This window comes from Mesorhizobium sp. dw_380, assembly GCF_018588885.1.
Taxonomy (GTDB): Bacteria; Pseudomonadota; Alphaproteobacteria; order Rhizobiales; family Rhizobiaceae; genus Mesorhizobium.
In genome coordinates, this window is the sequence record NZ_JAFFIW010000009.1 from 25,314 (window position 1) to 44,613 (window position 19,300).

General features: G+C 63.0%; 20 protein-coding genes and 1 pseudogene. 10 read left to right on the plus strand and 11 right to left on the minus strand.

Annotation, left to right across the window (positions count from 1 at the left end; all coding sequences use genetic code 11):
- Positions 1-11: 11 nt before the first annotated feature.
- Together JT360_RS11400 and JT360_RS11405 are read right to left on the minus strand one after the other, a co-directional pair.
- Positions 12-1,301, minus strand: coding sequence for an ABC transporter substrate-binding protein (locus JT360_RS11400; RefSeq protein WP_214471722.1), 1,290 nt, complete (start codon positions 1,299-1,301; stop codon positions 12-14).
- A 34-nt stretch (positions 1,302-1,335) separates the two neighbouring features.
- Positions 1,336-2,424: an ABC transporter ATP-binding protein gene (locus JT360_RS11405; RefSeq protein ID WP_214471723.1), complete on the minus strand. Its 1,089-nt coding sequence runs from the start codon at positions 2,422-2,424 to the stop codon at positions 1,336-1,338.
- A 263-nt stretch (positions 2,425-2,687) separates the two neighbouring features.
- On the opposite strand from JT360_RS11405, the gene JT360_RS11410 reads away from it, so the two are divergent.
- Positions 2,688-3,401 (plus strand): GntR family transcriptional regulator, encoded by a 714-nt coding sequence (locus tag JT360_RS11410; RefSeq protein WP_214471724.1) that lies wholly within the window; start codon positions 2,688-2,690, stop codon positions 3,399-3,401.
- Positions 3,402-3,404: 3 nt separating this feature from the next.
- Here the strand turns inward: JT360_RS11410 and JT360_RS11415 are convergent, their stop codons facing one another.
- Positions 3,405-4,634: a GNAT family N-acetyltransferase gene (locus tag JT360_RS11415; RefSeq protein WP_214471725.1), complete on the minus strand. Its 1,230-nt coding sequence runs from the start codon at positions 4,632-4,634 to the stop codon at positions 3,405-3,407.
- Positions 4,635-4,724: 90 nt separating this feature from the next.
- Between JT360_RS11415 and JT360_RS11420 the strand changes: the two genes are divergently transcribed.
- A complete protein-coding gene (locus JT360_RS11420; protein WP_214471726.1) occupies positions 4,725-5,783 on the plus strand; it encodes a polysaccharide deacetylase family protein in 1,059 nt (352 codons plus the stop codon).
- Between the two features lie 24 nt (positions 5,784-5,807).
- Here the strand turns inward: JT360_RS11420 and JT360_RS11425 are convergent, their stop codons facing one another.
- Positions 5,808-6,023, minus strand: coding sequence for a DUF2842 domain-containing protein (locus tag JT360_RS11425; protein WP_214471727.1), 216 nt, complete (start codon positions 6,021-6,023; stop codon positions 5,808-5,810).
- A gap of 152 nt (positions 6,024-6,175) precedes the next feature.
- Here JT360_RS11425 and JT360_RS11430 point away from each other — a divergent pair, with 152 nt between their 5' ends.
- Positions 6,176-7,267 (plus strand): COX15/CtaA family protein, encoded by a 1,092-nt coding sequence (locus JT360_RS11430; RefSeq protein ID WP_214471728.1) that lies wholly within the window; start codon positions 6,176-6,178, stop codon positions 7,265-7,267.
- A gap of 139 nt (positions 7,268-7,406) precedes the next feature.
- Here JT360_RS11430 and JT360_RS11435 read toward each other — a convergent pair whose 3' ends face one another.
- From JT360_RS11435 to speB, 4 genes and pseudogenes are all read right to left on the minus strand, one after another.
- Complete coding sequence (locus JT360_RS11435) at positions 7,407-7,724, minus strand: hypothetical protein (RefSeq protein WP_214471729.1); 318 nt, start codon at positions 7,722-7,724, stop codon at positions 7,407-7,409.
- A gap of 77 nt (positions 7,725-7,801) precedes the next feature.
- Positions 7,802-8,640 (minus strand): annotated as a pseudogene (locus JT360_RS11440) (aminoglycoside phosphotransferase family protein).
- The gene (argC, locus tag JT360_RS11445) at positions 8,640-9,566 is read right to left on the minus strand and encodes an N-acetyl-gamma-glutamyl-phosphate reductase (RefSeq protein ID WP_214471730.1); all 927 of its coding nucleotides are present in this window, start codon (positions 9,564-9,566) and stop codon (positions 8,640-8,642) included. The pseudogene JT360_RS11440 and the gene argC overlap by 1 nt, the downstream one beginning before the upstream one ends.
- 30 nt (positions 9,567-9,596) lie before the next feature.
- Positions 9,597-10,604, minus strand: a complete 1,008-nt coding sequence (speB, locus tag JT360_RS11450) for an agmatinase (protein ID WP_214471731.1) — start codon at positions 10,602-10,604, stop codon at positions 9,597-9,599.
- Positions 10,605-10,727: 123 nt separating this feature from the next.
- Between speB and JT360_RS11455 the strand changes: the two genes are divergently transcribed.
- The gene (locus JT360_RS11455) at positions 10,728-11,936 is read left to right on the plus strand and encodes an acyltransferase family protein (RefSeq protein ID WP_214471732.1); all 1,209 of its coding nucleotides are present in this window, start codon (positions 10,728-10,730) and stop codon (positions 11,934-11,936) included.
- Positions 11,937-12,086: 150 nt separating this feature from the next.
- Positions 12,087-13,145 (plus strand): glycerophosphodiester phosphodiesterase family protein, encoded by a 1,059-nt coding sequence (locus tag JT360_RS11460; protein ID WP_214471733.1) that lies wholly within the window; start codon positions 12,087-12,089, stop codon positions 13,143-13,145.
- A gap of 301 nt (positions 13,146-13,446) precedes the next feature.
- Here JT360_RS11460 and rpsI read toward each other — a convergent pair whose 3' ends face one another.
- The 3 genes from rpsI to JT360_RS11475 all read right to left on the minus strand — a co-directional run bounded on the left by rpsI (position 13,447) and on the right by JT360_RS11475 (position 15,075).
- Positions 13,447-13,929 (minus strand): 30S ribosomal protein S9, encoded by a 483-nt coding sequence (gene rpsI / locus JT360_RS11465; protein ID WP_214471734.1) that lies wholly within the window; start codon positions 13,927-13,929, stop codon positions 13,447-13,449.
- Between the two features lies 1 nt (position 13,930).
- The gene (gene rplM, locus JT360_RS11470; protein WP_010915638.1) at positions 13,931-14,395 is read right to left on the minus strand and encodes a 50S ribosomal protein L13; all 465 of its coding nucleotides are present in this window, start codon (positions 14,393-14,395) and stop codon (positions 13,931-13,933) included.
- 215 nt (positions 14,396-14,610) lie between these two features.
- Positions 14,611-15,075, minus strand: coding sequence for a PaaI family thioesterase (locus tag JT360_RS11475; RefSeq protein ID WP_214471735.1), 465 nt, complete (start codon positions 15,073-15,075; stop codon positions 14,611-14,613).
- Positions 15,076-15,229: 154 nt separating this feature from the next.
- Here JT360_RS11475 and JT360_RS11480 point away from each other — a divergent pair, with 154 nt between their 5' ends.
- From JT360_RS11480 to JT360_RS11500, 5 genes are all read left to right on the plus strand, one after another.
- Positions 15,230-16,051 (plus strand): enoyl-CoA hydratase, encoded by an 822-nt coding sequence (locus tag JT360_RS11480; protein ID WP_214471736.1) that lies wholly within the window; start codon positions 15,230-15,232, stop codon positions 16,049-16,051.
- 13 nt (positions 16,052-16,064) lie between these two features.
- Positions 16,065-16,487, plus strand: a complete 423-nt coding sequence (locus JT360_RS11485; protein ID WP_214471737.1) for a VOC family protein — start codon at positions 16,065-16,067, stop codon at positions 16,485-16,487.
- Positions 16,487-17,263: an AAA family ATPase gene (locus tag JT360_RS11490; protein WP_214471738.1), complete on the plus strand. Its 777-nt coding sequence runs from the start codon at positions 16,487-16,489 to the stop codon at positions 17,261-17,263. Before JT360_RS11485 ends, JT360_RS11490 begins: the two co-directional genes overlap by 1 nt.
- Positions 17,260-17,781: a CoA-binding protein gene (locus JT360_RS11495; protein ID WP_214471739.1), complete on the plus strand. Its 522-nt coding sequence runs from the start codon at positions 17,260-17,262 to the stop codon at positions 17,779-17,781. The genes JT360_RS11490 and JT360_RS11495 overlap by 4 nt, the downstream gene beginning before the upstream one ends.
- A 158-nt stretch (positions 17,782-17,939) precedes the next feature.
- Positions 17,940-19,220, plus strand: a complete 1,281-nt coding sequence (locus JT360_RS11500; RefSeq protein WP_214471740.1) for an O-acetylhomoserine aminocarboxypropyltransferase — start codon at positions 17,940-17,942, stop codon at positions 19,218-19,220.
- The last annotated feature ends 80 nt before the right edge of the window (positions 19,221-19,300 follow it).

The window sequence follows — 19,300 nt, forward strand, 5'->3', positions numbered from 1 at the left end:
CGCTTGTTCCCTTACGCCGCGATGAATTCGTTCCAGCGCTTCACCATGTAGCGGTCCTCGTCCATGACCGAGTTCCAGCAGGCGACCTTGCCCATGCGCTCTTCGAACGAGCCGCCGTCGCGCACCGCGCCGGCCTTTTCCATGACCGTGCCGTCGGGCGCCTTGATCTCGCCCTTGGCCGGCTTACCCTCGATCCAGTAGCCCCACTCGTCCTCGGTCATGAACTTCTTGGCCGAGACCATGTTGGCCGAATAGTACCCCTGGCGGTTGAGGTAGCCGCCGACCCAGCCCGACGTGTACCAGTTGATGTATTCATAGGCCGCGTCGAGTTCGGCGCCCTTGAGATGGGCGGCCAGGCCAAGACCGCCGCCCCATGAGCGGTAGCCTTCCTTGAGCGGCTGGAAGCGGCAGGCAATGCCTTTGGAGCGCACGGCGGCAACAGCCGGCGACCACATGGACTGGATGACCACTTCACCCGACGCCATCAAATTGACGCTCTCGTCGAAGGACTTCCAGAAGGCGCGAAACTGGCCGCCCTGCTTGGCTTTGATCAGGAAGTCGATCGTCTTGTCGATCTCCTCCTTGGTCATGTTGCCCTTGTCGGCATATTTGATATTGCCCATCGCTTCCATGATCATGGCCGCGTCCATGATGCCGATGGAAGGGATGTTGAGGATGGCTGTCTTGCCCTTGAAGGCCGGGTCCATGATGTCGGCCCAGCTGGTGATGTCACGGCCGACGAGGTCGGGGCGGATGCCCAGCGTGTCGGCGTTGTAGATGGTGGGCACCATGGTGAACCAGTTGGTCGGCGATTTCGCGAAGGTCTTTGAATCCTGCGCCTCGACGAAGCCCACCGTGTGCGGCGCTGTGCCCTGGGCAATTACGCTGTCCGGTGTCAGCTTGCCGGTTTTGAACAGCGGCACCAGCTCGTCGTAGTATTTCAGCTTGCTGACATCCATAGGCTGCAGCACGCCGGTGGGGAACACCTTCTTGCAGATCCAGTATTCGATGTCGGCGATGTCGTAGCTGTCGGGCTGGGTCACGGCGCGCTGGGCGGCGGCATCGGAATCGGTCGCCGTCATCTCCAGTGTGATGCCGAGATCGGCCTTGCACTTGTCGGCGATGGCATTGAGGTTCGACACGCCGGTGCCGAACTGGCGCAGCGTGATGTTGGACTGCGCCCAGATGGTCGGGAAGCCTGATATGGCGCCGGAGCCGGCGGCAAGGCCGACGGCGGCGGCACCTGTCTTGAGCAGCGAGCGGCGCGAAATGCCAGTCTTGGTTTCCATGGTGTTTGTCATGCCTATTCCCCTATTTTGTTTGGCTTCGTTGAACTCATGAATGAAGGCGGCCGAGGACGATGGCATCCTCGGAATCCCAGGCGAGCGGTACGGCGTCGCCAATGGCGACGGGTCTGGCGAAGAAGTCGGAATCGTCGATGATGACGGTGAAGTCGTCGATGCCGGCGCCGGTCACCGAGAGCTTCACCGTGGCGCCGCGATATTCGATGTTGGAGACGATGCCGGTGAAGCCGAGACCAGGCGAGGGCGCCCCGCCGATGCGCACATGGTCTGTGCGAATGGCGATGTCGATCGGCTCTCCCGCCTCCTGGCTCTGACCGCGGGCCGCGAGCGAGCCACCGCCATTGACATCGAAGACGACCATGCCGTCTTGGCTGCCGGTCACCCGGCCGGAGATGACATTGTGGTCGCCCATGAAGCGCGCGACAAAGGCCGTGGCCGGCCGTTCGAACACGTCGCGCGGAGGTGCCGCCTGCTCGATGCGGCCATCATTCATCACCACGATCAGATCCGCCAAGGCCATGGCCTCCTCCTGGCTGTGGGTGACATGGACGAAGGTGATGCCGAGCGAGGTCTGCAATTTCTTCAGCTCGGCACGCATGCGTATCTTCAGGAATGGGTCGAGCGCCGACAGCGGCTCGTCGAGCAGCAGCGCCTCCGGGTCGGTGATCAGCGCCCGGGCCAATGCCACGCGCTGCTGCTGGCCACCGGAAAGCTGCGCGGGGCGGCGCGTCGCATAGGCCTCCATCTGCATGAGCTTCAGCATGTCGAGCGCCTTGGCGCGGCGCTGCTCCTTGTCGACGCCCTTCATCTTCAGACTGAAGGCGACATTGTCGATGAGGTCGAGATGCGGGAACAGCGCGTAGGACTGGAACATCATCGCCGTGCCGCGCTTGGCCGGCGGCAGGTCGGTAACGACGGTGTTGCCGAGGCGAACATCGCCCGACGAGATGCTCTCGTGGCCGGCGATCATGCGCAGCGTCGAGGTCTTGCCGCAGCCGGAGGGGCCGAGCAGGCAACAATAGGTGCCCGCCGGTATCTTCAGGCTGATGTCCTCGACGGCGGTCGTCGTTCCATAGACTTTCGAAACGGACACGATGTCGATCTCGGCGGCTTTGGACATTCAGGCTTTCCCGTTTGGTCGCATTAACCAAAGCATCATGCGTGCCAATCTCGGGATGAACGGCCAAGCGCTTGAATTGGCGGAAAAATCAGGATTCTTGCCCGCTGCCTATGTGGAAGGCTGTCTTGTGCGTTGCACAAATTTTGGGCGATTGTGCGCGATCTGCACAACAATCGTATGCAATCTTTTTTGGCTTCGTGTTCACTTTGCCTCTCGTGCGCACGGGACGAGTCGCGTTAGAAGAGGGTGGGGACGTCAGCGCCATGAACATTGCCGATCAGATCTATTCCGCCGCCGACAGCGCCAACCAGGATCGCGCCCAGGCGATCCGCGACAATCTGCGCGACGCCATCGTCGACCGCCGGCTGGCGCCAGGCACCAAGCTGTCGGAAGGCGAGGTCGGCACGCTGTTCGACGTCAGCCGCACCGTCGCGCGCGCGGCGCTGCAGATGCTGTCCTTCGAAGGCCTGGTGCGCACGGAGCGCAATCGCGGCGCCTTCGTTGCCAACCCGTCGCCGGAAGAGGCGCGGCAGGTGTTCGCCTCGCGGCGGCTGATCGAGCCGGGCATTGCCACTGCCGCTTGTGAACGCGTCACCGCCGCCGATATCGCTGCCTTCAGGGCGCAGCTCGACGAGGAGGGCCGCTTCATCGTCGAGCGCGGTCCGACCGCACGGCGTTCCGAAATCAAGGCGTCGGGCGATTTCCATCTGCTGCTCACTTCGGTCGCCGGCAATGCCATCCTGCAGCGCTTCATGGAGGAGCTGGTTGCGCGCTCCTCGCTTGTCATCGCGCTTTACGGACGGTCTGGCGTGTCAGCCTGTGGCCACAGCGAGCACACGGATATTGTGGGCGCGCTGGAGAGCCGCGATTCCGGGCTGGCGAGCCGCTTGATGCTGCACCACATCGACCACATCGAGGCTGATCTCGATCTGCGCGTCAGGGCCGGGCCAGCGCTCCGCGAGGCTTTAAATTTCTGACGGCTAGTTTTCGTCTTCCGTGGGAGCGGAAGCTGCCTGCCCGGCGGCCTTGCGGCGCAGCATCTTGGTCAGCTTCCAGATCCTCGGGCTGTTCTTGACGAAAGCCTTCAGCCGCGCGCCCTGGCGAAGCGCCTGCGCCAGCGTGCGGCCCTTCAATGTCAGCGGGACCAGCACCTCGAAATGCCGCGTTTCGATATCGCACCACTGCCGCTTGTAGGGTTCGTCTCCGACTGAGAAATCATAGATTTCGAAACCCGTCTCGCAAGCTTCCTGGATGTTGTCGAAGAACAGGAAATCGCCGGGACTGGTATTGGCGAGATCGTCCTCGGCGATCGCTCCGAACTCGCAGATCAAGCGTTTCCCGGAGCGGCTTGACCCGGTGACGGCGCGCAGCCTGCCGGCGACCTCCAGTCCATGCAGCACGAAAGGCGGCTTGTCCTCGGCCAGGGCCTGCGTGAACAGCGCCCGAAAGAAGGCGCGGGTCTGAATGTCTCCAAAGACGTCGGCAATACCCATCCTGCGAAAGCGGAGTTCCTTCATCTCGAAAAAAGCCTCGAGCAGTCTCTTCACCTCATCCGCAGTGCGCGCCTCGATGCGCCGATGGCTGCCGACGGCCTCGAATTTGCGTGTCTGCGAACGATGTTTCTTGCGTTTGCGCTTGCCGCTGGCGCGCAGCAGCAGCGCATCGAACCCACCGGCAAGGTCGACGGCCAGCGAAAGGTTGGGGCTGGCGAAATGATCGAGTGATGCGAGTGGATTGGCGATGCCGTCAAGATCGGGCAGCAATCGCTCCAGCGCGATGAGATCGATGTCGGGACGGGCCTTGGCGATGGCCGCCAGCATCGAGCGGACGGCAGCGATATCCGCCCTGGCCAGCCATTGCGGATCGGCGGCCGCGAAATTGCCGTTGGCGTGGCGGCCGCCCATGAAACGGGCGACCCGGAACGGACCGCGGCTGACAACTTCCAGCGCCAGTGCGAAGACCGGTTTGCCTTCGAGAGTGAGCGTCGCCACGGCGAGATCCGGCTTGACCTGCGCGGCCCAGTTCAGGATCCATGCCGCGCCCTGCGCTGGCGCGCTGAGGGCCGAACGGCAGAACCGCGCATAGTCCGCCAGCCCGTCGGCGGCGGCAACGGAAACCGACAGCCTCTCGGCATCATTCGACAGGGCGCGTGGCGAAGCCTCGATCGCTGCAAGCCCATTGCCGTCAAATGACGCCATTGCGTCAACCATACCTCAATCCTTAGGGCGTATTGATCCCGATTTGGGGGGCGCTCAGGCGTATTCCGTGCTTGGATCAGCCTAGGCGCAAAAGGTGAATGAATGATCGACGGCGGGGAGGCAATCCGGAAACTGGCGCTCAACGTCGCCCGCTATACCGGCCTCGCTCCGCTGGCCAGGCCGTTTGTCGGCGGCATCGGCGCCATCCTGATGCTGCACCGCGTGACGGCGACGCCGGAGAAGCCCGACAGCGTCAACCGGCACCTCAACATCGCGCCCGGTTTCCTCGACGCGCTGATCGCCGACATGAAGGCGGACGGCTATGCGTTCGTCTCGATGGACGAAGCCGTGGAACGCATCAAGGCAGGTGGCAAGCGCGGCCGGTTTGCCACCATCACCGCCGACGATGCCTATCGTGACAACATGACCGAGGCTCTACCGGTGCTGGAAAAGCATGGCGCGCCGATCACCATCTATGTCGCGCCCGGGCTGATCGATGGCACCGCCGATCTGTGGTGGGATGTGGCCGAGGATATCGTCAATGCGTCCGATCGGCTGACCCTGGTGACTTCGAACGGTCCGGCGGTGATCGATTGCGCGACCCCCGCCAGGAAACAGCAGGCGGTGGCCCGGCTGCACGCTTACCTTGGCACCGAGGTTCGCGAGGAAGAATTGCGGGCCGTGCTGCGCGATCTGGCTGCTTCAACTGGCGTCGACGCGGATGCGCCGCGCCTGCGGACACTGATGAACTGGGATGAGATTCGCACTGTCGCCGCGCATCCGCTGGTGACGATCGGCGCCCATACGATCAACCACAGCAATCTGAAGCGGCTTGCCGAAGCCGATGCGCGACACGAGATCGGCGCTGTAAAGGACGTATTGCGGGCCGAACTCGGCAGGGAGCCGCGGCATTTCGCTTACCCCTATGGCTATGCGAGCGCTGTCGGCTGCCGCGAGCTGGGCTTCGCCCGCGACGCAGGCTATGTCTCCGCCGTGACGACCCGACATGGCGTGCTGCGCGCCGAACATGCCGGCTTCCTGCATGCCTTGCCGCGCATTTCGGTCAATGGCCGCTACCAAAACCTCGCCCACATCCGCACCATGCTGTCGGGCGTGACGACGCCGCTCGCCAATGCCGGCAAGATGGTGGTGACGATCTGACGGACCGTCTGGCCCGGCCAAGACTCACCGCTTGGCGCGTGGCTCCAGCATCAGCCATTTGATGATGCCCATCGCCGGCAACACCCACACCAGGCCGCTCAGCAGGAAGAACAGGAATTGCACCAACGCGCTCGATTCCGACAGCCGGGCGACCGCGAAGATCGATGCGACCAGCGCATAGATGATGACCAGCGCCACCAGCAGGAACATTCCGATCAGCTTTTTCAGGCGAATGGGCATGGCTCGGCCTCGTTGATTGCACTCGCTTAGGCCGAACGCAGGGCACGCGCAACCCGCGACATCAGGCGCGACGGCGTGCCGCGCCGCATGGTCTTGCCAGCACTTGTGCGATGGTCCACCAATCCGCGACTTCAACCTGCCAGGACAAGATCATGGCTGCCATATCAGCCGCCGCGCCGTACGTGGCCCGCGACCGCGACCTGCACAACCGCGCGCTGCTGCGCGGCTGGCTCTATGTCGTGCTTCTGGTGCTGTTTGCGCTAGTGTTGGTGGGCGGTGCCACGCGGCTCACCGAATCCGGCCTGTCGATCACGCAATGGCAGCCGATCCATGGTGTCATCCCGCCGCTCAACGACGCCGAGTGGCAAGAGGAATTCCAGCGCTATCAGCAGATCCCGCAATACACCGAGCTCAACAATGGCATGAGCATCGAGGCGTTCAAGTCGATCTTCTGGTGGGAATGGGCGCACCGCATCCTGGCGCGCAGCGTCGGCGTGGTCTTTGCCTTGCCGCTTTTGTTCTTCTGGGCGACACGCCGCATCGAGCGCGGCCTGGGGCAGAAACTGGTGGGAATTCTACTCCTCGGCGGCCTGCAGGGCGCCATCGGCTGGTGGATGGTGGCCTCCGGCCTGGTCGACCGTGTGTCGGTGAGCCAGTACAGGCTGGCGACCCACCTGACGCTGGCGGCGTTGATCTTCACCGCCACCATGGTCGTGGCGCGCGGGCTGGCGCCGCATTCCGAGCCCGCGGCCGATCGTTCGACGCAGCGCCTGGCCGGCTTCATCGTGCTTCTGGCGCTGATCCAGATCTATCTCGGTGGTCTGGTCGCCGGCCTCGACGCCGGCCTGAGCTACAACACCTGGCCGTTGATGGACGGCAAGATCATCCCCGGTGATCTCCTGATCCTCGAACCGGCATGGCGCAACTTCTTCGAAAGTCCGAAAACGGTGCAGTTCGTCCACCGGCTCGGCGCTTATACGGTCTTCGCCGTCGCGCTCTGGCACATGATCGCCACGCGTCGGCGGCTGCCCGGCTCAACCCATGCGCGCCGCGCGACGCTGTTGTTTCTGCTGGTGCTGGTGCAGGCCTCGATCGGCATCGGCACGCTGCTGATGCATGTGCCGCTGCACATGGCGCTGACACATCAGGCATTTGCTTTGATCGTATTGGGTTTTGCCGCCGCGCATTGGCGTGGCACCAAGGGGGCTTATCCCTTGCCGCACCAGATCGCACTCGGAAGCTGACCCGGAGCCTAGATCAATTCCAGGAGAATTGTGAAGCGGTTTTCCCGGGAAAAGCGGCTTTCCCTTGGGAATTGCGCCAAAACAAGGAATTAGAGCGGTTCGCTGTTTCCGTAAAACGGTGAACTGCTCTATCGGCCCGTCACATCCAGAATTCGTTTGATTGCGTGGTCTTCTCGCCGTCGAACTCCGCCTGACGCAAGGCGGCGGCGGACGGCGTTGATTGGCTCTGAGCGGCCGCCTTGTCGGCGTCGGCGGCTCTGAGCGCGTCAAGCTTGGCCTGGGCCGTGGCGATATCCTGCCGCACCTGGGCGGCCTTGACCTCATCCGTGATCGCCATGGCCTGGTCTTCCAGGTCCTGGATCTGCTTTTCGAGCGCGGCCTCCTGGGCTGCATTGCTCGAGGAACTGGACGAGGAATACTGAGTTGCCTGGGAGGAACCCGAGATCGCGCTGACCATGACATATCCCTGAAGGGAGACCGAACATCTCAGTAGCCGATCATGGTGAAGAAGCGGTTACTTCAGCTGTTCCGGAGTCAGAAACTCGCCCGCACCGCCCGGACCGCCTTGGCAATCGCCAGTTCGCGGTTCTCCTCGACTGCGTTTTCGTCCTCATGATGCCAGGCCGCGGACAGGCAGCCATAGGCGATGGCATGGTCCAATATCGCTGCCGGTGACTGTCCCAGCGTGACGGCGAAAACTTCGGCCATATGCGCGATGCGCAGGGGATCGAGGCAAAGCGCGTCGCGGTCGAGCGGGTTGTAGAACATGTTGGCGGCGTCGAAGCCGGGATCGCCGAGCACGCCCTTCGGATCGATCACCAGCCAGCCGCGCGGTCCGCGCAGGATGTTTTCGTGGTGCAGGTCGCCATGCAGCGGCCTGATGTCGTGCGGGTTGGACAGCAGCCGTTCGGCGATTGCGCCGGCCCCGACATAGAGGCTGTCCTGGCCGGCGTCGCGATCGGTCGCGGCTTTCTTGAACAGGCTGGCGAACCGCTCCCTGAGCGGCTGAAGCTCGGGCGGGAAGGGTGCTTCGACGGCGAAAACTGTTTCGCCATCACATCCGCCGTGATTGCGGTTGCGGCGTTGTCGCCCTTCTGGTCGAGAACTTCCGACAGCAGGGTTTCGCCGGCATATTCCAGCAGCATGCTGTGGCCGTCGCGGCCAAGCAGGCGCACCGCGCCTTCGCCGCGCCGCCAGGCAAGGAAATGTTCGCCACGCAACTCATCGGCGACATCGTCGAACGGCTTCAGCGCCTTCACGACGGCCGGTGAGCCGTCTTCGCGCCGCACCTTCCAGATGCGGCTCGAAAAGGTTTCTGCCATAAGCTCGGGTGCGCTGACCTTCCAACGCGCCGGGAAGGCTGGTGCGTCCATCAAAGCCCGAGCATCAGGTCCATGTTCTGGACGGCGGCACCCGAGGCGCCCTTGCCGAGATTGTCGTAGACCGCCAGCAGCAGCGCCTGCGCGCGTTTGTCGTTGGCGAAAACATAGACCTTCATACGGTTGGTGCCGTTGTAGATTTCCGGATCGATCTCCGGCATGCGCTCCAGATGCGCATAGGGCGCCACTTCGACCACGCCGCCCTTGATCGCCGCGAAATGGTCGGCAATGGCGGCATGAAGCTCCGCACCCGTCGGCACATGGTTGAGCCCGCCGAGCTGCAGCGGCACCACGGTGATCATGCCCTGGGCGAAATTGCCGACCGCCGGCTGCATGATCGGATCATGCGACAGCTTCGCATAGGCTCTCAGCTCCGGCACGTGCTTGTGCTGCAGGGTCAGGCCATAGGGCAGGAACTCCGAAGCGTTTTCGCCCTTGGCGACATAGTCTTCGATCATCGGGCGGCCGCCGCCCGAATAGCCCGAAATGCCGTTGACGGTGATCGGGAAATCGGCCGGCAGCAGGCCGGCGTTGACCAGCGGCCGCAGCGTTGCGATCGGTCCCTGCGGCCAGCAGCCGGGATTGGCGATGCGCTTGGCCGAGGCGATCGTCTTCGCCTGATTCTTGTCCATTTCGGCGAAGCCATATGCCCAGCCTTCGGCCACGCGATGCGCGGTCGACGCATCGATGACCTTGGTGGTGTCATTGACGATCAGCGAAACGCTCTCCTTCGCCGCATCGTCCGGAAGGCACAGGATCGCGATGTCGGCGGCATTGAGGAATTCTGCGCGCGCCGCCGTCTCCTTGCGGCGCTCGGCGGGAATGGAAATGATCTCCAGGTCGCCACGCTCGGCAAGCAGCGCCCGGATCTGGAGGCCGGTGGTGCCGTGCTCGCCGTCGATGAAGATTTTTGGTTTCATGACCCGATCAAATTCCCTGACATCTCAAGACTATATACCGTTACCCTGATTCACAGCGGCACCGTTGTGATTGCCGTTGCTCAGCTCTTCAAGCCGGGCCTTCCGCTCCGCCAGCAAGCCGAGATACTGCATGGCCACCATCGAGCCGGCGATCGCCGTTATATCGGCGTGATCATAGGCCGGCGCAACCTCCACCACATCGGCACCGACAATATCGACCTGGTTGAGCTGACGCAGCGTCGACAGGATTTTCGCCGAGGACGGACCCCCGGCAACCGGCGTGCCGGTTCCGGGCGCATAGGCCGGGTCGAGGCAGTCGATGTCGAAGGTGAGGTAGGTCTTCCTGCCGCCGGTACGGTCGACGATGGCGTAGGCGATGTCGGACGCACGCATCTCCTCGATTTCGTGGCCATGGAGGATCTTGATGCCGAACGTATCGGGCGCATGGGTGCGGATGCCGATCTGGATCGACCGGTCGGGATCGATGATGCCTTCCTTGACCGCGCGACCGACGAAGGATCCGTGGTCGATGCGCTTGCCGTCATCCTCCCACGTATCCTGATGCGCGTCGAACTGCACCAGGGCGAGCGGCCCATGGATGGCGGCGTGCGCCTTGAGCAGCGGCCAGGTGACGAAATGATCGCCGCCGAGCGTCAGCAGAAAGGCGCCCGACTTCAGGATCTTGGCCGCTTCGCGCTCGATCGTTGCAGGCGTCTTCTGATGGTTGCCGGAGTCGAGCAGGCAGTCGCCGTAATCGACCACGGCGAGATGCTCGAACAGATCGCGCGAGAACGGGTATTGCGGGTCGTTGTCGAGGATCGCCGAGGCGCGGCGAATCGCCTGCGGCCCGAAACGAGCGCCGGGCCGGTTGGTGACGGCGGCGTCGAAGGGAATGCCCCACACCACCGCGTCCGCGCCCTTCACGTCCTTGGTGTATTTGCGCCGCATGAACGACAGCGCGCCGGAATAGGTCGGCTCAAGAGCGCCGCCCGTTTTGGAGCGGGCGGTGAAGGCATGGTCGATGGTCTTGGTCGCCATTACTGGTCCTCGTTTTCATCGGGGTGCAACAACTACAGAACCGGCATGGAAGATGCCAGTCACAGCTTGGGGATACGAAACGGCGCCGCCCGGGTGCCACGGCAAGACAGGATTTGTATCATCATGACGCAGACCGCGTTTCTTAATCCGTCCCATGCCGTGATGTCGACCCACACCGGCACGATCGCCGGCGAGCGCTTCCAGGTTCTCGATTCGTGGCGCGGCATCTGCGCCCTGCTGGTGGCGCTGTTTCATTTCCCGACCGCATCGGCGATCTCGCAGAGCAGCTTCATCGGTTCGTCCTATCTTTTCGTCGACTTCTTCTTCGTCCTTTCCGGTTTCGTTATCGCCAGCGGCTACGCCAACCGGCTGAGCCAGCCTGCACAGGTCGCCCGCTTCGCGCTGGTGCGTTTCGGCCGCATCTATCCGCTGCATATCTTCATGCTTGCCGCCTTCGCGGGTTTCGAACTGCTGCGGCTGGTGCTGCCGCAACTGCACGGCACCGGCGCCGCACCCTTCACCGGCGGTTTCGATCTCAAAAGCCTGCTCGCCAATCTTTTGCTGCTGCAAGGTGTCGGCTTCGAGGATCGACTGACCTGGAACGCACCAAGCTGGAGCATTTCGGCGGAGTTCTTCGCCTATCTCCTGTTCGCGGGCGTGGTATTCGTCGCCGGCGCGCGCGCCTGGGTTTGGTTTGTCGCCGCCGCCGTCACCGCACCGCTGTTCCTGCTCGGCTTCTCAACGCATCACATGGATGTGTCCTACGATTTCGGCTTCATCCGCTGCCTCTACGGCTTCTCGCTCGGCGCCCTGCTTGCCTGGTTTCAGCATGATTCCATTGCAGCGGCGCGACAGGTCCTTGCCGGGAGCGGCCCGCGGATGAGCTGGGCTCTTGCCGAAATCGTCATGGTGGCCGTCATCGTCGTTTTCGTCTCGCTGGCTGGCGACAATGATTTCGGCATCGCGGCACCCCTGATGTTCGCGCTGGCGCTGTTCCTGTTCGCCCACGAAGGCGGCTGGATTTCCGCCTTGCTGCGGGCGCCGTTCATGCTGACGCTCGGTGCGCTGTCCTACTCGATCTACATGGTCCACATTTTCGTCCAGGCGCGCCTGATCAATGTTGCCGGGCTCGTCGAGCGAAAGCTCGGCCTCGGCCTGATCGGCGAGATCATGCTGCGCGGCCAGCCCGCGACCGGCTTCGGCGCCGGCGGGACCGGGACTGTGGCGATCGTCGTCATGCTCGCCGCCACCATCGCCGTGTCGTGGATCACCTGGCGCCTTGTCGAAATGCCTGCAATGGCCTGGTTCCGCCGCCTCGCGAAACGCGTCTGACGCCAGATATCGCGAGCATGATCCCGAAAAGTGGAAGCCGGTTTTCGGAAAAGATCATGCTCAAACAGGATGTCCGCTAGCCGGCTTCGTTCACTTGGATGTCACGGGCTTCGCCTATGCCGATTTCGATCCGGCAAGGAGCGATTCTCGATGCGGACCCCATGGCTGAGCCTTCTGCTTTCCGCGGCACTTGCGGCCGCTTCAGGCCACGCCCTGGCCGGCGAAAGCCGCGCAAGGCAGATCCTCGACCGCTTCGAGCATGCCAACCAGTGGCGTGACCACGTCATGGTGGCCGCGCATCGCGCCGGCAGCATGCAGGCCGGCAAGACGCTCTATGCGGAAAATTCGCTGGCAGCCGTCGAAGGCTCGATCGCCATGGGCGCGGAGATCGTCGAGGTCGATATCAGGCGCTCGAAGGACGGCGAGTTCGTCGTCATGCACGACAGTTGGCTCGACCGCACCACAACCTGCAAGGGCGAGGTGGTGAAATACACTCTGGCCGAACTGAAGACGTGCCGGCTGGTGATCGAGGGCACACGCGCCGTCACCGACGAGAAGGTCTCGACGTTGCGCGAGATGCTGCTGGCGACCCGGGACAGGATCCTCATCAATCTCGACAACAAGCTCGACGTCGGCGACCTCCCGGGCATGATCGCGGTGGCGCGCGATCTCGGCATGGCCGATCAGGTCATCGTCAAGGACAACCTCTGGAACCAGAACCGGATTGCGACGGTCAGGGCCGCGATGGCCACGATCGGCGGTGGCGTCCAGTTCATGCCGATCATTGCTGATGACGCGGTGCATGATGCCGGTTTCGCCGAGACGGTCGACCACGCTTTCTCGCCGCGCGCGATCGAACTGATCAACTGGCGAGCGGGCGCCGAGACGCTGACCGAAACCGGCGGACCGCTGTTCACCACGCGCATGCGCGCGGCCGCGGTGCGGGGCAACTGGCACATCTGGGCCGACACCTATGCCATAGTCAACAAGCCGGGAGGCTTCCTGGCCGGCGGCCGTGGCGACGAACTGGCGGTCCAGGCCAGCCTGCCGCGCGAAGCCTGGGGTTTTTGGGCTGACCGCGGCGCCACCATCATCCAGACCGACGAGCCGAAGGCGGCAATCGGCTGGCTGGCGGCGAACGGTTTTCGAGTGCCTTATTCCGATGAGGTACGGCCGGTTGAGGCCGCCAGCACCGCCAGCATCAACTAGGAAAAAACCAGGAAATCCGACACTGGCGCCATCACCCCACCCGGCGCTACGCGCCGACCTCCCCATCGAGGGGAGGTAGGGCGCCAGGTTTTGGTTGGTCACGAATCCCGACCGTTCCGACACTGCATTGGCCGGTGAAAAAAACACGCGCTCTTCTACCTCCCCTTGATGGGGAGGTCGCGCCGTAGGCGCGGGTGGGGTGACTGCCGAGCCGCAAAAAAAGGCCGCCCGGAGGCGGCCTTTTCGATTGTCCAAAACTGCGGTGCGCTTAGCGCTTCGAGAACTTGGCCCGAAGCGCTCTTTAGCGCTTCGAGAACTGGAAGCTGCGGCGGGCTTTCGCCTTGCCGTACTTCTTGCGCTCGACGACGCGGCTGTCGCGGGTCAGGAAGCCACCCTTCTTGAGCACGGCGCGCAGCGACGGCTCGTAGTAGGTCAGCGCCTTGGAGATGCCGTGACGAACGGCACCGGCCTGGCCGGAGAGGCCGCCGCCGACGACAGTGGCGACGATGTCGTACTGACCCGAACGGTTGGAGGCGATGATCGGCTGGTTGAGGATCATCTGCAGCACCGGACGCGCGAAATAGGTCGCGAATTCCTTGTCGTTGACGACGATCTTGCCGGAACCCGGCTTCACCCAGACGCGCGCGATGGCGTTCTTGCGCTTGCCGGTGGCATAGGCGCGGCCCGACTTGTCGAGCTTCTGGACGTGGACGGGTGCCGCGGCCTGCGTATTGGTGTTGCCGGTGGCGGCGCCCAGTTCTGCGAGCGAGGAAAGCTCAGCCATCTTATGCGACCTTCTTGTTCTTGGAATTCAGCTTGGCCACGTCGAGGACTTCTGGCTGCTGGGCGACATGCGGATGCTCGGCACCTGCATAGACGCGCAGGTTCTTCATCTGGCGACGGCCGAGCGGGCCACGCGGCACCATGCGCTCAACGGCCTTCTCGACGACACGCTCGGGGAAACGGCCCTCGAGCAGCTGGCGCGCGGTGCGCTCCTTGATGCCGCCGGGGTGGCCGGTGTGCCAGTAATAGACCTTGTCGGTGAACTTCTTGCCGGTGAACACCACCTTGTCGGCATTGATGACGATGACGTTATCGCCGTCGTCGACATGCGGGGTGAAGGTCGGCTTGTGCTTGCCGCGAAGATGATTGGCGATAACAGTGGCGAGACGGCCGACGACGAGACCCTCGGCGTCGATCAGGATCCACTTCTTCACCACATCCGCAGGCTTCTGCGAAAAGGTTGTCATGTTTTCTGCTCTCGGTTCTGACCTTCACGAGGGAAGGCGTTTCTTGTTGCTTGGATTGGCGAAAAGCACTTGCCCGCCGCCAATAACAAAACGGCGGCCTTTGCGGGCCGCTGCTTCGTGAGGGCTTATAGGCGAGGGCGAGGGGCGCGTCAAGGTGATTGAAAAGTCTTGCGTCACCGAAAAGCTTGTAAAAACAATTCGTTAGATAAAAGGTATCATTTTACCACATCGCCGTTGCGCTTCGGCGGGATCGAATAGGTCCCGGTGGCGTGCGCGATCGTGTGTCCGTCCGGACCGGCGACGATGTCGATGTCGAACACCATCAGGGTCTTTCCAAGCTTCAGGATGCGGCAGTGGCCATCGATTGGTCCTGCCCCGGCCTTGCGGACGAAGTTGATGTTGAGATTAGTGGTAACCGAGAGTGCATCCGGCCCGGCATGGCTGAGCACACAGACATAGCCGCCAATGTCGGCCAGCGTGAACAGGGCAGGGCCTGACACGGTGCCGCCGGGACGCAAATGCCGTTCGCCGGCATTGAGCCGCACGGTGCAGCCGCCCGGAAACACGTCGATCGCCTCATACGCCGAGACTTTTTCGTTGAGCTGCGGAAACACCGTTTCCATCAACGCATTCACTTGTCGTGCGGTCAGCACCGGCTCGAGGTTGGTATGGGCGGGCATGTCGGTCTCTCGTTCTACGCCAGCCCTGTATGGGCGCAGCCGGCCGTTTCTGGCAACACCTTCATCCTTCTGGCGCAAGCGATACGGTGTTGATGAAACCCGATCCGATATTAGATACTCTGTCAGCCCGACCGGAATCGCGGAGACCTCATCCATGGCCGAAATCCTTGCCATCAAGCCTGCCGCTGTCGAGGGCCCGGTCGCGACCAGGCTGGACAAGGGCGTGCTGCGCCTCACGCTTGCAAATCCGCCGGTCAATGCCCTGTCGCTTGCGGTGATGGCGGCGCTGACGGCGGAACTCGACCGCGCCAAGGCCGAGAAGGCCGTGCGTGTGATCGTGCTGTCGGCAGCCGGCAAGGTGTTCTGCGCCGGCCATGATCTCAAGGAAATGACCGCACGGCGCGCCGACGCCGATCGCGGCAAGGCCTTCTTCGAAGAGACGTTTGCCGCTTGCGCCTCGCTGATGCAGGCAATCGTGCGCCATCCCTTGCCTGTCATTGCCGAAGTCGACGGCCTGGCGACAGCAGCGGGCCTTCAATTGGTCGCGAGCTGCGATCTGGCGATCGCCTCGCATGAGGCGACCTTCTGCACGCCGGGCGTCAATATCGGCCTGTTCTGCTCGACGCCGATGGTGGCGCTGTCGCGCAACGTATCGCGCAAGCAGGCGATGGAGATGCTCTTGACCGGCGAGACGATCGACGCGGCAACGGCCAAGGAATTCGGCCTGGTCAACCGCGTCGTGCCGCGCGAATACCTGAATCAGATCGTCACCAAATACGCGCAAACCATTGCTTCCAAATCATCTTTGGTGGTCAAGACCGGTAAGGAAGCCTTTTACGCGCAAGCCGAGATGGGACTGGCGGACGCTTATGCCTATACCGGCCGCGTCATGGTCGAGAACATGCTGGCGCGCGACGCGCAGGAGGGCATCGGCGCCTTCATCGGCAAGCGCAAGCCGGAATGGACGGACGAGTAAGGGAGACGCATTCATGGAACCGCGCATCTCCATCATCACCATCGCGACCGACGATCTCGATCGCGCCGTGCGCTTTTACGAGGCGATGGGCTTGAAACGGCACGCCGGCATCACCGATGGCGTCGCCTTCTTCCAGATGGGCGGCGCCATTCTTGGCCTGTTTCCACGGAAGAGCGCCGAAGAAGACTCCGGCATCACTTTCGCCAAGGCGCCTTCCGCCGTCTATCTCGCCTACAACACGCGTTCCGATCCCGAAGTCGACGAAGTGCTCGCCATGGCGGAAAAAGCCGGCGGCCGCATCGTCAAGCCGGCTGGCCGCGCTTTTTGGGGCGGCTGGTACGGTTATTTCGCCGATGCCGACGGACATGTCTGGGAAGTGGCGCACAATCCGGCCTTTCCGATCGCGGAAGACGGCACGATTTCGCTGCCCGATTGATGGCCCACCGCAAGCAGCTGACACGGCTCAAGGCACCCTATCTCAAGCGCATCCTGCTCGATCCCGAGCGCGTCGCCGACTGGGAAAGATACCCCTGGAACCTGCCGCTGTTTCGCGGCCACGAATTCGAACTCGAATTCACCACCCCGATCACCATCATCGTCGGCGAGAACGGCACCGGTAAATCGACCTTGCTCGAGGCAATCGGCGCGCTGGCGGGCTACGACGAAGCCGGCGGCGGCAAGGGCTACCGGCCGGTCGACCACTCCAGCGCAATCGACAAGAGTGGCGCCGCGTTGGCAGACACATTCCGCGGCCATTGGCTGCCGAAAGTCACCGCCGGCTGGTTCTTTCGCGCTGAGTCCTTCTACTCCGTTGCTCGTTACCTCGACCAGGCGGCGCTGGATTCCGGCGGGGCGCCGCCCGATTTCCTGTCCTGGTCGCATGGCGAGGGATTCATCCGCTTCTTCGAGGAGCGCTGCCGCCGGCAGGGCATCTATATCCTCGACGAGCCCGAAAGCGCGCTCTCCCCGTCGCGCCAGATCGAACTGCTGAAGATGCTGCGGCGCATGGATCGGTCGGGCACTGCGCAAGTGATCATGGCCACGCATTCGCCGCTGCTGATGGCCTGTCCTGGCGCGCGGCTGTTCCGCATCAGCCGGTTCGGGCTCGAGCCCGCCGATTTTCGCGATACGGACCATTTCCGCATGCTGCGCGATTTCAGCAATGACCCGGATGGTTTTCTCACCGAGGCGTTGTATGAGGAAGAGGCATGAATCACGATAGCTACGACAACACCTACATCGCCGGCATCCTCAATTCGGTGAAGACCATCGCCATTGTCGGCGCGTCCGCCAACGATGTGCGACCGAGCTATTTCGTGCTGAAATACCTGCTGGCCAAAGGGTTCTCGGTGACCCCGATCAATCCTGGCCAGGCAGGCAAGGAAATCCTCGGCCGCATGACCTATGCCAAGCTAGCCGATGTTCCCGAAGCGATCGACATGGTCGACATCTTTCGTGCGGCGACCGCGGTGCCGGGCATCGTCGACGACGTGATGCGGCTCGACCCCTTGCCCAAAGTCATCTGGATGCAGCTTGGCGTGCGCCATGACGAGGCGGCCGCGCGCGCCGAGGCCGCCGGCATCAAGGTGGTGATGAACCGCTGCCCCAAGATCGAGTACGGCAAGCTCTCCGGCGAGATCGGCTGGACCGGCGTCAATTCCGGCGTCCTGTCGTCGAAGAAGCCGCTGATGCGCCAGGGCTTTCAGAGTTTTGGCGTGCGCCAGAAATAGGCGATGGGCTAAAGCGCAAAATTATTCCGGCAAACGCCGCATTTTCCTGCAGCTTGGTCGAAGGTCCCACCTCGAAGGGTATTTTCTTCTTTGCATTCCAGCCCGGGCTTCGCCAAGAATGCCCGGCGATTTTTGAGAAGTTCTTGAGGGAGGTTTCAGTGACCCGTTCGCCCGGTTTCAACACGCTCGCCGTCCATGCCGGCGCCAAGCCGGATCCGGCCACCGGCGCGCGCGCCACGCCGATCTACCAGACCACCTCCTTCGTCTTCGACGATGCCGATCACGCCGCCTCGCTGTTCGGCCTGAAGGCCTTCGGCAACATCTACACCCGCATCATGAACCCGACCCAGGCCGTGCTCGAAGAGCGCGTCGCCGCGCTTGAAGGCGGCACGGCTGCCCTGGCCGTCGCGTCCGGTCACGCCGCGCAGGTGATCGTGTTTCACAATCTGATGCAGCCGGGCGACAATTTCGTCGCCGCCAACAAGCTCTATGGCGGCTCGATCAACCAGTTCGGCCATGCCTTCAAGAATTATGGCTGGGAAGTGCGCTGGGCCGACACCAACGACATTTCGACCTTCGAGAGCCAGATAGACGACAGGACCAAGGCGATCTTCATCGAGAGCCTTGCCAATCCGGGCGGCACCTTCGTCGACATCGAAAAGCTCGGCGAGATCGCGCGCAAGCACGGCCTGCCGCTGATCGTCGACAACACGCTGGCTTCACCCTATTTGATCCGGCCGATCGAGCACGGGGCCGACATTGTCGTCCACTCGCTCACCAAGTTCATCGGCGGCCACGGCAATTCGATCGGCGGCGTCATCGTCGATGGCGGCACCTTCGACTGGTCGAAATCGGGCAAGTATCCGATGCTGTCGGAACCGCGCCCCGAATATGGCGGCATTGTCCTGCACGAAACCTTCGGCAATTTCGCCTTCGCCATCGCCGCGCGCGTGCTCGGCCTGCGCGATCTCGGCCCGGCGATCTCGCCTTTCAACGCCTTCCTCATCCTGACCGGGCTCGAAACCTTGCCACTGCGCATGCAGCGCCACTGCGACAATGCAATCACGGTCGCCGGCTGGCTGTCCAACCACCCCAAGATCGCCTGGGTGAACTACCCCGGGCTTCCCAGCGACAAGAACAATGCGCTGCAGAAGAAATACTCGCCGCTCGGCGCCGGCGCCGTGTTCACCTTCGGCCTCAAGGGCGGCTATGAGGCCGGCGTCAAATTCGTCGAGGCGCTCGAACTGTTCTCGCATCTGGCCAATGTCGGCGACACCAAATCGCTGGTCATCCACCCGGCCTCGACGACGCACCGCCAGCTTTCCGACGAGCAGAAGGTCAAGGCGGGCGCCGGTCCGGACACGGTGCGGCTTTCCATCGGCATCGAGGATGTCACCGACATCGTCGCCGACCTCGAACAGGCGCTCGCCAAGGTCTGAGCGCATTACCCTCCCCCTGCGTGGGGAGGGCATAGTGATATCGGAAAGAGGTCATTCTTGTCGCGGTCGACGCCGGCATA